The organism is Promicromonospora sukumoe 327MFSha3.1, from assembly GCF_000385135.1.
GTDB lineage: Bacteria > Actinomycetota > Actinomycetes > Actinomycetales > Cellulomonadaceae > Promicromonospora > Promicromonospora sukumoe_B.
The window spans coordinates 820,207-833,211 of record NZ_ARQM01000010.1; the positions used below are offsets into that span (position 1 = coordinate 820,207).

Sequence of the window (13,005 nt, forward strand, 5' to 3'; positions counted from 1 at the left end):
ACGATCGCCCTGTTTTCCACGAGGCAACCCGAGAGGACCGATCATGGCCAACATCAATGTGACCTTCCAGCAGATGGAGGACGCTTCCCAGCGCATGAAGCAGGAGGCCGACGACATGCAGCACAAGCTGGACCAGCTGCGGTCGATGGTCGACAACCTGGTTCAGGACGGCTATGTCACGGACAAGTCCTCCAAGCGCTTCGACGAGTCCTACAAGGAGCTCGACAAGGGTGGCAAGCAGGTCATGGAGGGTCTCAACGGCATCGGCGAGTACCTCAAGCAGGCCGCCGAGGCGCTGCGCAAGACCGACGAGGAACTCGCCAACGCGCTGAACAAGTAGTCGTCGGATGGCTGACCTCGTCGTCACCTCCATCGCCGTCGACGACGCTGCGGAGCAGCTGAAGTCGGTCCTCAACGAGCTCGAGAACATGAAAGAGCTCTGGGACGGCGGCGATATCTGGGGTCACAAGACGGTGAAGAACGCCATGGGCGACTTCGTCGAAAGCTGGTGGGTCAAGCGGGAGAAGCTCCAGGACAACCTCAAGGACCTCCAGGGAAAGATGGAGACGGCCGCGGAGACCTGGAACGACACCGAGATCGAGCTGGAGAAGTCGCTGACGCCCGACAAGTAGGGCTGACCCCGGCACGACCCGAAGACACAACCGACCAGCGCGACCCTGAGGAGACTGGATGAGCGCCGCCCGCGTGGGTGAGTGGCATCTGCTGGACTACGACGACGACCCTGTGCCGGCCGAGGCGTCCGGTCTGGACGCGGTGATCAAGCACTACAAAGAGATCACCGAGATGATGACCACGCAGGCGGCGCTCCTCAAGAAGATCGGCGACGGCGACGAGACCCTGCTCAAGGGCGAGGCCGCCGACGCCATGCGCAAGCGCGCACGGGAGAGCCACGAGGCGCTGGGCAAGGCCGCCGGCCGCTACGAGGACGTGCACGCCGCGCTCGTGGCGTACCGCCCGGAGCTGGAGACGGCGCGCTCGGAGACGGGCAAGGCCCTGACGATGGCCGAGGACGCGGCCGCCGCCCGCAAGGGCGCCGAGGGCCTGCCCGACCCGGTGAACGAGGACCGGCCGGACGACGCGCCGCCCCTGACCACCGAGCAGAAGAACGAGTCCCAGAACCGCGCGGACAAGATCTCGACCGCGAACGGTGAGCTGGAGGCGGCCAAGACCAAGGCCCGCAACGCCATGACCGCCCTGGACACGGCCGCCTCGGCGGCCGCGACCAAGATCAAGGAGAACTGGGGCGAGGACGGCCTGAACCACACGTGGCAGGAGAAGCTCCGCCACAACTTCATGAAGTTCCTCAAGGGCCTCGTCGAGATCCTGGGCTGGATCGGCATGGCGCTCGCGGTGCTGGCGATGATCATCCCAGGACTCGGTGTGCTCGCCTGGGTGGCGCTCGGCGTCGCGGTGGTGGGCCTGCTCGGCTCCATCGTGCTCGCCGCCACCGGCGAGGAGAGCTGGATGGGCGTGGTCTGGGGCGCCATCGGCGTGATCACCGCCGTCGCCGGCCTCGCCGTCGCCAAGGTGATCGGCGCCGCCGTCAAGGCCTCGAAGGCCGCGTCCCAGTCGGCCACGGCGATCCGGATGAACGACCTGTCGCGGATCGCGGAGCGCATGGCGGTCTTCCGGAACAACATCGACGGCCCGTTCAGCGCGTTCGCGCTGAACCGCGTGCTGTCCGGCGGGCTCAAGATCAGCGAGAACCTGACGAGCCTGTCCAAGCTCCAGAACCTGCTGAAGATCAACCCGGGCGCGTGGAAGATCCCCTCGTTCACCGGGGCCATCGGCATCGGCGGCATCAAGCAGCTCGGCGCGATCAACGCCGCCCTCGACGGCCTGAAGATCACCGGGATCACCGGCGGCTTCGTCAAGCCGTGGGTGTACGTCCTGGGCTCCGGCAGCTGGTTCACCGGCTTCGTCTCGGGCGCGTGGAGCACCGGCGTGCCGGCGTCGTCGTTCGGTGACGACCTCCGGGAGAACTTCACCGGCACGACCGACTGGGAGTACAACCACATCACGACCGGAGCCGGGGAGCCGATCTAGTGAGCGAGAGCAGCGCACCCGGTGCGGCGGAGGGCACGGTCACGGCCGCCGGCCGGGACTGGGCGTGGACCATCGACGAGGTGGAGGGCTGGACGGCGGTGCCGTCCAGCGCGGACCCGGCCGAGGTCGTGCGCGAGTGGCACGACCAGGTCGTCGCGGCGGTGCTCGCCTCGGTCGAGCCCACGATGGACCAGATGATCGACCTGGGCGTGCCCGTCTCGGACGCCGACCGGGAGCTGATGCACCGGAACGTCGCCGAGTCGGTGACGAACCTCGTGGCGTTCGCCGACCAGGTCGCGCCCGACGCGCGGGTCGCCGCGCTGGTCGGCCTCCAGGACCGCGGCCCGGTGCCCGTGCTGGTCAGCGTCGCGCTCAGCGAGCCCGGCGCCGAGGACGACACCCTCATGCAGGTGCTGGGCGCCACGGGCGGCAACCCCGTGAACCCGCCGAACATCGAGTACCTCGACCTGCCCGACGGCGACGGCATCCGGGTCACCCGGACGGAGCTCGACCCGGACAACGCCGAGGTGTGGCTGAGCGTCGGCCTCGGCCGGCGCACCGAGCACGCGGACGCCGTGGTCGACACCGTGCTGCTGTGGCGTACGCAGGACATCATCATCGCCGAGGCGGTGGGGGCGGCGCTGGACGAGCTGCTGCCCGCCGTCCGGATCACTCGGGGCGAACAGACTCGGAGCGGAACATGACCGACCAGCAGCCCGCGAACCCGGGCACGAACCCGGGGCGCGCCGGCAAGCCGACCGACGCCTGGGTCCTCCTCCTGCCGCCCGGCTGGGCGCGGTTCCCGACGGGGGAGGGGCAGCAGCGCGAGCTGGACGCGGCGATCGAGGAGGTCGTCGCCCGCGCGCTGCCCGACTCGCTGCCCCGCGACCGGGCCGAGCCGTACCGGCACATGCTGCGGGACGAGCTCCACAAGAACCTCGCCGCCGCGCGCGATGCCGGGACCGGCGCCGTCTACCTGCCGACCGAGCCGATGGAGGGCGTGCACATCCCCGCCTCGATCGCCGAGATCGAGGTCGTCAGCGACGCGGGCACCGACCCGCTGCAGATCGTCACCAGCATCCTCGGCGACGGCTACGAGGAGAGCGAGCTGGTCGAGCTCGACGGCCGCCCCGGCGTCCGCGTGGTGCACACCGAGCACAAGATGAAGCGCGACGAGGACTGGCCGGAGCTCTCCACCCGCCAGGTGCTCTACGCGGTCTCCCGCGACGAGGTCGACGGCGAGTGGCTGGTCCTGTCGTTCAGCACGGTCTGGAACAACCACAACACCGAGCGCCTGGCCGAGGCGCTGGTCTTCTTCTTCGACGCCGTGATGACGACGTTCCGCTGGGCCGGCGTCGGCACCAACATCATGAACCTGCCGGAGCGGAGCGTCCCCGGCTCCGCGTGAGCCCGGAACGCCCGGCCGGCGCACCACATCCCGACTGACGCCACACATCTGAAGACGGAGCAACCGTGCAGCACCCCCACCGCATCGCCGCCGCCCTGGCCGCGGCGATCCTGTCCACGACCGCGGCGGGGGCCCTCCTCGTCGCGACCGCTCTGCCATCGACAGCTCTGCCGTCGAACGCCCAGGTCACCAGCATCGTCACGGATCTTGGTACCACCCTCGCCACGGACACGAAGGACGGCGAGAAGGTCAAGTACTACGTGGTGCCGGCCAAGCCGGAGGGCGAGCAGGAGTTCCTGTTCGACATCGCCCAGCGGTTCCTCGGCGACGGCAACCGGTACAAGGAGATCTTCGCGCTCAACGAGGGCCGCACGCAGCCCGACGGCGACGCCCTGACCGACGAGACCGTGCTGCTGCCGGGCTGGGTCCTGCAGATGCCTGACGACGCCGAGGGCGAGGGCCTCGAGGTCGGCGTCCTGCCGACCGGCCCGGCGGAGGGCGCCGGTGAGGCGAGCGCCCCGGCCGAGGAGCCGGCCGCGCCGTCGGTCCCGTACTACGTGATCGGTGAGACGCCCGAGGGCGAGCCCGAGTACCTCTACATGATCGCCGAGCGGTTCCTGGGCGACGGCGAGCGGAACTCGGAGATCTTCGAGCTGAACAAGGGCCGCACGCAGCCCGACGGCGGCAAGCTCACCGACCCGGCGGTCGTCACGGTCGGCTGGGTGCTCCAGATGCCGGAGGACGCGAAGGGCGAGGGCCTGCAGAACGGCCCGCTCCCGGGCCCGAGCGCGTCGCCCGAGGCGAGCGCTCCGGCTGCCGGCGAGGGCACCGAGGAGGCGGCGGGCGACCAGGCCGGCGACGGTGGTTCCTGGCTGGAGCCCGTCCTGATCGGCGTCGGCCTCACGGTCATCGCCGCGGCCCTGGTGCTCGTGGTGGTCTACGTCGTGCGCCGCGCGCGCAGCAACCGCCCGGAGCCGTTCGACGACAGCCTGCTGCGCACCGACACGTCGGCCTCCTGGATGGTGGACCGGGCCCTGCGCGTGCTGCTCGCGGCCTGCGAGCGGGACGGCGTGGACGTGCCGGGTGTCACCGGCGTCTTCATCGAGGGCGGCGCGATGCGCCTGCGGCTGGCCGAGCCGGTCTCCCCGGCGCCCGAGCCGTTCGTGGCCAACGAGGACGGCCAGAGCTGGTCGGCACCCCTGGCGCGCCTGCAGGCCGCCCCCGCGAGCGAGGCCTCGACCGCGCGCTTCTCGCGCCTGGTCACGATCGGCGTGGCCGAGACCGGCCGCGTGCTGGTGGACTTCGCCCGCGCCCGTGGCGTGATCAGCCTGGACGGACCCACCCGCGCCCGGCACGAGGTGCTGCGCCGCTGGCTGGGCGAGCTGACGGGCAACCCGTGGTCGAACGACCCGCGCGTCGTCATGGTCGGCAACGGCCTGCCGCAGCCGGAGCAGGTCGAGCACCTGACGGCGATCGAGCAGGTCATCCCCGAGCTGGAGATCGGCGCCGGCGGTGTGCTGGTGCTCTCCCAGGCGCCGTCGGTGGCACAGCAGGACCTGCTCGCGGCCCGGTTCTCGGACCCGCGGTTCAGCTGGGTGGTCATCGTGCTGGGCGAGTCGACGTCGGCCAAGTGGCGCATCACGGCCGGCGAGGACGGCTGGCTGCGCAGCGGCTTCCTGCCCGACGTCCGCTACACGGAGCAGACGGCGGTGCGACGGGCCGGTGAGTGAGCGACCGATGAGGGTCACGCGCCTTTCCGTCGCGGCGGCTCTGATGACGACGATGCTCCTGACGCTCGCCGGGCCCGTCCCGGCGCAGGCACAGGACGACCCCGTACTGATCTCGCAGGGCCAGCCCGCCGTGGCGTCGTCCCTGGAGAAGCCCGAGTTCCCCGCGCGCCAGGCCGTGGACGGCAACCCCAACACGCGCTGGTCGAGCGCCTTCAGCGACCCCCAGTGGCTCCGGATCGACCTGGGGCGCGTCACGACCGTCAACCGCGTCGAGATCGACTGGGAGGTCTCGTACGCCACGGACTACCGGATCGAGCTGTCGACCGACGGCGAGTCCTGGGAGACGCACTGGGTGGGCGCGGGTGACGGCGGCAACGACGTCATGAACATCCTCGGCGAGGCCCGGTACGTGCGCATGTACTCCGGGGCGCGCAGCGGCACGGCGGGCAACTCGATCTGGGAGATGCGTGTCTACGGCGCGCCGAAGCCCACGCCGTCGCCCACCCCGACCCCGAAGAAGCCGAAGCCCCAGGTGAGCGTCACGCCCAAGGCCGTGGCCTCGCCGTCGCCCACGCCGACGCCGACCCCGGTGCCGAGCCGCAGCGGCCCGCCCGGGTCGGTCCTGTACTACGTGGTCCGGGAGACGCCGGACGGCACGTTCGAGAAGCTCAACGACATCTCCGAGCGGTTCCTGGGCGACCGGGAGCGCTGGCCGGAGATCGCGGCGCTGACCGAGGGACACCGTCAGCCCGACGGCGAGTACCTCACCGACCCGAGGACGCTGACGCCCGGCTGGGTGCTGCGCATGCCGAAGGACGCGCAGGGCAAGGGCCTGAAGTTCGGCCCGCTGCCCGGGTACGAGGGGCCGTCCCCCTCGCCGTCGGCCGTGCCCTCGCTCGAGCCGAGCCCGACGCCGACCGACGAGGTGGCCGGGACCGCCGAGCGGGCGGCCGTGGTGGTGCCGTGGCCGGTGATCCTCCCGGTCGCCGGTGGGGTAGTGGTGATCGGGCTCCTGGGTCTGCTGGTCGCGTGGCTCCTGAAGCGCCGCAAGCAGGCCGAGCCGTTCGACGACAGCCTGCTGCGCACCGACACGTCGGCGGCGTGGACGGTCGACCGCGCGCTGCGGGTGCTCATGGCGGCCTGCGAGCGGGACGGCCTGGAGGTGCCCGGCACGACCGGGGTGTTCATCGAGGGCAGCTCGATGCGGCTGCGCCTGACCAACCCGGCCTCGCCGGCCCCGGAGCCCTGGCAGGTGAGCGAGGACGGGCAGAGCTGGTCCGCGCCGCTGGCCAAGCTGCAGTCGGGCGCCGCGTCGGAGAGCCCGACCACCCGGTTCGCCCGCCTGGTCAACCTCGGCATGGGGGAGACGGGCCGCGTGCTCGTCGACTTCTCCGTGGCCCGCGGCGTGATCAGCCTGGACGGCCCCACCCGCGTGCGGCACGAGGTGCTGCGCCGCTGGCTCGGTGAGCTGACGGGCAACCCGTGGTCGAACGACCCGCGCGTGGTCATGGTGGGCAACGGCCTCCCGCGGCCCGAGCAGGTGGAGCACCTGTCCGGCATCGAGCAGGTGCTGCCCGAGCTCGAGGTCGGCGACGGCGGCGTGCTGGTGCTGTCGCAGGCGCCCTCGACGGCGCAGCAGGACCAGCTCGCGGCGAAGTTCGCGAGCCCGGAGTTCACCTGGGTGGTGATCGTCCTGGGCCAGTCCCCGTCGGCGAAGTGGCGGTTCACCGCCGGCGACGACGGCTGGCTGCGCAGCGGGTTCCTGCCCGACGTGCGCTTCGACGAGCAGACCGCCGTGCGGCGGGGAGGCGAATGACATGCACGCTCTGATCACCGCGCGCCACGGCGCGCGCGAGACGCTCCTGTCCCTGGACCTGGACGAGCGCACCAAGGCGGCGGACCTGGCCGAGCGGCTGGCCGCCGAGCTGGGCGCGCCGCGCGGCAGCACGATGTACGTGGACGGCCGCGCCGTGCACGGGCACGGGGTGCAGGACCGGTCCGTGCACGGCACCGGCGGCGCCGGCGGTCTCAACGGCCAGCTCCGGGACGCCCTCGGCGGGAGCACCGAGCTGCTCGTCGCCGACTCGGGGATCCGGGACGGTGCCGTCGTCAGCTTCGGCGAGCCCGACGCCGGCAACGGCGTCTCGGGCGGCCCGGTCGACCTGTGCGTCACGGGCGGCACGGGCACCGGGGCCGTGGCCCGCCTCGGCGTGGGCGAGTCGATCCTGCAGGTGGGCCCCGACGGCCGCGTCCGCGTGGACGAGCCGCGCGAGGGTGGGCTGGCGGCGGTCGCCGTCGTCGTCGGGCTGGACAGCGCGGTGCGGGTGCGGCGGATGCCGGACCCGCGCTCGGCCGGCCGGCTGGTGCACCTGGACCGGTCCGAGGACCCGCTGGGCGAGGACGACGAGCCGTGGCCCGCGGGCACGCAGCTCCGGATCGGCCCGAGCGTGCTGACGGTGCAGCCGGCCACGCGGCCCGACGCCGACCTGCGGCCCGCGACCGAGCCGGGGCACCTGGACTACAACCGGCCGCCGCGGCTGCTGCCGCCGATGCCGCCCACGCACTTCCGGCTGCCGAGCGAGCCGGTGGCGCCCGCCCGGAACCCGCTGCCGTGGCTCGGCATGGCGATGCCCGCGGTGCTGGGCATCGTGATGGCGTTCGCGTTCCAGTCGCCGTACTACCTGATGTTCGCGCTGGCCTCGCCGCTGATGGGCTGGGGCAACTGGTGGATGTCCAAGCGCAACGGCACGATCACGCACAAGGAGCGCCTCAAGCAGCACGCCGAGGAGCGGGCGGGGCTGGAGGAGGAGGTGCTGGAGGCGGTGCGGCGCGAGCAGCACCGGCGCCGGGTCTCCAGCCCGGGGGCCGCCGAGCTGCGGCTGATCGCCACGACGCCGACGCGCCGCCTGTGGGAGCGCCGCAGCACCGACAGCGACCACCTCACGGTGCGGCTCGGCCTCGCGGACGCGACCAGCCGCGTCGAGGTCGAGGACAGCGCCGAGCCGGAGCACCGCCGCAAGACCCGCGCGACCGTGCGGTCCGTGCCGGTCACGGTGCCGCTCAAGGAGGCCGGCGTCGTCGGCCTGGCGGGTCCGGGGGACTGGCCGCGTCGCCGGGCCCGCTGGATGGTGGGCCAGCTCGGCGTGCTGCAGAGCCCGCGTGACGTGCAGGTCTACGTGCTGACCAGCTCCGAGCACGTGCAGGAGTGGGCCTGGGCGGCCTGGCTGCCGCACGTCCGCCCGGCGTTCGGGCAGGAGGCCGTCGCCCTGATCGGCACGACGACGGACACGCTCGCGGCCCGCGTCGCCGAGGTGAACTCCCTGATCACGCAGCGTCGTGCCGCGATGGAGGGCGCGAGCGGCAAGGTCATGTCCGGCCCGCAGGTCGTCGTCGTGCTCGACGGCGCCCGGCGCCTGCGCGCGCTGCCCGGCGTCGTCTCGATCCTGCGGGACGGCCCCGGCGTCGGTGTGAGCGTCGTGTGCCTGGACGGCGACGAGCAGATGCTGCCGGAGGAGTGCACGGTCGTGGCGCTCGCCCGCGTGGACGGCGGCATGACGCTGCGCCGGCAGGACGCCGACGACCTGCGCACCATCCTGGTCGACGAGGTGAACGACGACTGGTACGAGCCCGTGGCACGCGCCGTCGCGGCCGTGCACGACGTGACCGCCACCGAGGGCGAGGGCCTGATCCCCGACTCGGCGCGCCTCGTGGAGGTGCTCGACATCGAGGAGGTCGGCGCCGACCAGATGGTCGCCCGGTGGCGGATGATCTCCAGCACCGGCAAGGGCAGCACGGCCGCCGTCGTCGGCGTCTCCCTGGACGGGCCGTTCGTGCTCGACATGGTGCGCGACGGGCCGCACGCCCTGGTGGGTGGCACCACCGGTTCCGGCAAGTCCGAGTTCCTGCAGACCGTGGTCGCCTCGCTCGCCGTGGTGAACACCCCCGAGACCATGAACTTCGTGCTCGTCGACTACAAGGGTGGCGCGGCGTTCAGCCAGTGTGAGCAGCTGCCCCACACGGTCGGCATGGTCACGGACCTCGACACGCACCTCGTGGAGCGCGCGCTCGACTCGCTGCGCGCCGAGCTCACCTTCCGGGAGCACGTGCTGGCGGCCGCCGGCGCGAAGGACCTGGAGGACTACCTCGACGTGCAGGGCCGCGGGTACGTGGGCCCCACGCTGCCGCGCCTGATGATCGTCATCGACGAGTTCGCCTCCATGGTGCGCGAGCTGCCCGACTTCGTCACCGGCCTGGTCAACATCGCCCAGCGGGGCCGCTCGCTCGGCATCCACCTGATCCTGGCCACGCAGCGCCCGTCCGGCGTCATCTCCCCGGAGATCCGCGCCAACACCAACCTGCGCATCGCCCTGCGCATGACGGACAAGAGCGAGTCCAAGGACGTCATCGACGCGAACGAGGCCGCGGAGATCGCCAAGACGCAGCCCGGACGCGCCTACGCGCGCCTCGGGCACTCGTCCCTGGTCCCGTTCCAGTCGGCCCGCGTGGGCGGACGGCGCCTGTCGCTGTCCGACGTCGGGCAGGTCGAGGCGCCGTTCGTGGCCCGGATCCCTGTGGCCGACCTCGGCGCCCCGGCGCCCGTACGGCCACGCGTGAAGCGGCAGGAGGACGTCGAGACCGACCTCGCGGCCCTGGTCGAGACGCTGCGCGAGACCGCGCGCCTCGGCGGCTGGGCCGACCCGAGGCGGCCGTGGCTGCCCGCCCTGCCGGACCTGCTCCCGTTCGGGAACATCGTGCAGCCGAGCGTGCAGTCCCAGTTCGCCTGGGCCGTGGAGGACTCGCCGTCCGACCAGCGCCAGGGGCCCGCCGTCATCGACCTCGACGAGTTCGGGCACCGCTACGTGGTGGGCGCCCCGGGCAGCGGCCGGTCGACGACGCTGCGCACCAGCGCGTTCGCCGCGGCCTCCGGGATGTCCGTGGCCGACCTGCACCTGTACGCGATCGACTGCGGCAACGGCGCGCTGACCGTGCTCAACGAGCTGCCGCACACCGGCGCCGTCGTGCAGCGGGGGCAGGCCGAGCGGGCCAAGCGGCTGCTCACGCGGCTGCAGGCCGAGCTCGGCCGGCGTCAGCAGGTGCTCGCCGCCGGGAACTTCGCCAGCGTCACCGAGCAGCGTGAGCTCGCCGAGCCGGGCACCCGCCTGCCGCGCGTGCTCGTGCTGATCGACCGGTGGGAGAGCTTCATGAGCACCTACGGCGAGGTCGACAGCGGCAAGCTCGTCGAGATCGTCCAGGAGCTGCTGCGCGACGGCGCGAGCGCCGGCATCCACCTCATGGTGGCCGGCGACCGCAGCCTGCTCTCCAGCCGGATGAGCGTGCTGACCGACGACGCGCTCGTGCTGCGGCTGACCGACCGGTTCGACTACGGCATGGTCGGCATCGACCACAAGAAGCTGCCCGAGGAGATCCAGCCGGGCCGCGCGTTCCGGTCGGGCAGCGGCATGGAGGTGCAGGTCGCGATCCTCGGCGACGACCCGGCCGGCCGCGCCCAGACCAGCGCCGCCCGTGTCATGGCGGCGGCGATCCGCGAGCGGGAGGACGTGGTGCCCGGCACCGGGCCGTTCCGCGTGGACGACCTGCCGTCCACGATCACGGTCGACGCCGCCTACCAGTACGTCGGTCCCGAGGCCGCGCAGCCGATGTGGGCGCTGCTCGGCGTCGGCGGCGACGATCTGACGGCGTTCGGCATGGACCTGGCCGGGGACGCGCCCGCGTTCCTGGTGGGCGGCCCGGCCAAGTCGGGCCGGTCCACGATGCTGACCGTGATGACCGAGTCGCTGCTGCGCGGCGGCACCCAGGTGGTCATCCTCGCGCCGCGCCCCAGCCTGCTGCGCGACCTCGAGGGCCGCGAGGGCGTGCGCGCCGTCCTGACCGGTACGGAGATCACCGAGGACGACCTCAAGCCGCACCTCGACCCGGACGGCCAGCCGGTCGTGCTGGTCGTGGACGACGCCGAGCTCGTGGCCGACGCCCCCGCCAAGACCTGGCTGCGCGCCTACCTGCGCACGGCCGCGGACAACCGGCGCGGCCTGATCCTCGGCGGCGACGCCTCCGAGGTGGCCAGCGGGTTCTCCGGCTGGCAGGTCGACGTCAAGAAGAGCCGGCGCGGCGCGCTGCTCAGCCCGCAGGACCGGTTCGACGGCGACCTCGTCGGCGCGAGCCTCCCGCGCTCCGCGGTCTCGACCCAGGTCACGCCCGGCAAGGCGCTGGTGCACCTGGGGTCCGGAGAGCTGATGACGGTGCTGGTGCCGACGCTGTAGTGCTGCCGGGCGGCGAACCGGGACCGGCTGTCCGGTCCCGGTTCGCCGCCCGTTCGCGGACCGTTCATCCCGGTGGTGGATGGTGCCCCGCGTGCGTCGCTCTCCGACAGTCGCGGCAGCCTCCACGCTGACCGCGCTCCTCTCGCTCCTCGTCCTGCCCGCCCTCGCCGCCCCGGCGGGAGCGCACGGCTTCACCTCCACCGTCTACGCCGACGCGTCGACCCCCGAGCCCGGCGTCGTACGCACCGAGCTCGGCCTCGAGTACGACCTGCTCGTCGTCTCCGCCGCCGAGTACCAGGACGACCGCGGCTTCTTCGACGAGGGCATGGCCGTCTGGGAGACCGGCGACGAGCCGACGGCGCTCGCGGCCCACGCCGACACGGTGCTCGGCTACGTGACCGACCGGTTCGAGGTCACGGCCGACGGCGCGGTCTGCGCGCCGGAGCAGTCCGGTGAGTTCGAGGTCACCGAGCGGGACGGCGTGCCGTACGCGGTGCTGGTGCTGGACCACGCGTGCGGCGTCTCTGGTTCCGCCGTCTCTGGCTCCGGCACTGCTGGTGGGGCCGACGGCGAGGGCGAGCCCGTCGACTACGAGGTGCGCAGCACCCTCTTCGGCGACGACGAGGGCTACGTGACCGGCACGACGACGATCCTCGACTACGAGCTCGACGGCGCCGCGGGCAGCGCGGCGCTCACCCAGCACACGCCGTCCTTCTCGACCGTCGAGCACTGGTACGAGCGCATGGGCCACTTCTTCGTGCTGGGCGCGGAGCACCTGCTGCTCGGCCCGGACCACCTGCTGTTCCTGCTCGCGCTCATCGTGGGCTCCCGGCGGCTGCGCGACGTCGTGCTCGCCGCGACGTCGTTCACCCTGGCGCACTCGGTGACGTTCATGCTGGCCGCGCTCGGCGTCGTCAGCGCCCCGGGGGTCGTGGTCGAGCCGGTCATCGCGCTCTCGATCGCCGTGGTGGCGGCCTGGCACGTGTGGGGGCTGCGGCGGCGAGGCGCGTGGGGTCCGCAGGGGCTGGAGGGTGCGCTGGAGCCGGGCCGTGCGGGACGGCTCCGGCTGGATCGTGCCGGGCTGGATCGTGCCGACTGGTTCCGCCTCGGCACCGTCTTCGCCTTCGGCCTGGTCCACGGCCTCGGGTTCGCCGGGGCGCTCGGCATCGACGAGCCGTTCTCCTGGACGCTGCTGTGGTCGCTCCTCGTGTTCAACATCGGGATCGAGGCAGTGCAGCTCGGGATCATCGCCGTCGTCTTCCCGCTGCTGACCCTGCTGCGCGGCCGGGCCCCGCGCGTCGCGCTGTGGGCCGGCGTCGTCGTCGCCTCCGGCGTCGCGCTGGTCGGGCTGTTCTGGTTCGTGCAGCGGCTGCTGGGCCTGGGCTGAGCTGGTTACCTCCGGCGTGAAAGATCACCCCACGTCACGCCGCATGTTCACCTGCCGCTCACTCCGCCGTCGGGACCGATTCGTCTGCCGGGGCAAGTGTCGGTCCGGCGCCGCTCGGCGCTCCCTTCACTGGAG

Annotated in this window: 9 protein-coding genes; all 9 read left to right on the forward strand. The window is 72.6% G+C overall.

Annotated features, from left to right (window positions below; genetic code table 11):
* Positions 1–43: 43 nt before the first annotated feature.
* The 9 genes from H291_RS0107395 (at position 44) to H291_RS0107435 (ending at position 12,870) form a co-directional block, all read left to right on the forward strand.
* The gene (locus tag H291_RS0107395) at positions 44–340 is read left to right on the forward strand and encodes a WXG100 family type VII secretion target (RefSeq protein ID WP_020014340.1); all 297 of its coding nucleotides are present in this window, start codon (positions 44–46) and stop codon (positions 338–340) included.
* 7 nt (positions 341–347) lie between these two features.
* Positions 348–632, forward strand: coding sequence for a hypothetical protein (locus tag H291_RS0107400; RefSeq protein ID WP_020014344.1), 285 nt, complete (start codon positions 348–350; stop codon positions 630–632).
* A gap of 58 nt (positions 633–690) precedes the next feature.
* Positions 691–2,067, forward strand: a complete 1,377-nt coding sequence (locus H291_RS0107405) for a hypothetical protein (RefSeq protein ID WP_020014345.1) — start codon at positions 691–693, stop codon at positions 2,065–2,067.
* On the forward strand, positions 2,067–2,771 hold the full coding sequence (locus H291_RS0107410) for a hypothetical protein (protein ID WP_020014346.1): 705 nt from the start codon (positions 2,067–2,069) through the stop codon (positions 2,769–2,771). The genes H291_RS0107405 and H291_RS0107410 overlap by 1 nt, the downstream gene beginning before the upstream one ends.
* Positions 2,768–3,475 (forward strand): hypothetical protein, encoded by a 708-nt coding sequence (locus tag H291_RS0107415; RefSeq protein ID WP_020014347.1) that lies wholly within the window; start codon positions 2,768–2,770, stop codon positions 3,473–3,475. The genes H291_RS0107410 and H291_RS0107415 overlap by 4 nt, the downstream gene beginning before the upstream one ends.
* A 65-nt stretch (positions 3,476–3,540) precedes the next feature.
* Positions 3,541–5,205 carry a LysM peptidoglycan-binding domain-containing protein gene (locus tag H291_RS0107420; RefSeq protein ID WP_020014348.1) on the forward strand — a complete coding sequence of 555 codons (1,665 nt, stop codon included), beginning with the start codon at positions 3,541–3,543 and terminating at the stop codon, positions 5,203–5,205.
* A gap of 43 nt (positions 5,206–5,248) precedes the next feature.
* A complete protein-coding gene (locus H291_RS32345) occupies positions 5,249–7,021 on the forward strand; it encodes a discoidin domain-containing protein (RefSeq protein WP_020014349.1) in 1,773 nt (590 codons plus the stop codon).
* Position 7,022: 1 nt separating this feature from the next.
* Positions 7,023–11,483, forward strand: a complete 4,461-nt coding sequence (locus tag H291_RS0107430; protein ID WP_020014350.1) for an FtsK/SpoIIIE domain-containing protein — start codon at positions 7,023–7,025, stop codon at positions 11,481–11,483.
* Between the two features lie 91 nt (positions 11,484–11,574).
* On the forward strand, positions 11,575–12,870 hold the full coding sequence (locus H291_RS0107435) for a HupE/UreJ family protein (protein WP_232216003.1): 1,296 nt from the start codon (positions 11,575–11,577) through the stop codon (positions 12,868–12,870).
* Positions 12,871–13,005 lie beyond the last annotated feature (135 nt).

Bases quoted from the DNA above. Each gene is read 5' to 3' on its own strand.
- H291_RS0107395 (WP_020014340.1), top strand. From the start codon at position 44: ATGGCCAACATCAATGTGACCTTCCAGCAGATGGAGGACGCTTCCCAG.
- H291_RS0107400 (WP_020014344.1), top strand. From the start codon at position 348: ATGGCTGACCTCGTCGTCACCTCCATCGCCGTCGACGACGCTGCGGAG.
- H291_RS0107405 (WP_020014345.1), top strand. From the start codon at position 691: ATGAGCGCCGCCCGCGTGGGTGAGTGGCATCTGCTGGACTACGACGAC.
- H291_RS0107415 (WP_020014347.1), top strand. From the start codon at position 2,768: ATGACCGACCAGCAGCCCGCGAACCCGGGCACGAACCCGGGGCGCGCC.
- H291_RS32345 (WP_020014349.1), top strand. From the start codon at position 5,249: ATGACGACGATGCTCCTGACGCTCGCCGGGCCCGTCCCGGCGCAGGCA.
- H291_RS0107430 (WP_020014350.1), top strand. From the start codon at position 7,023: ATGCACGCTCTGATCACCGCGCGCCACGGCGCGCGCGAGACGCTCCTG.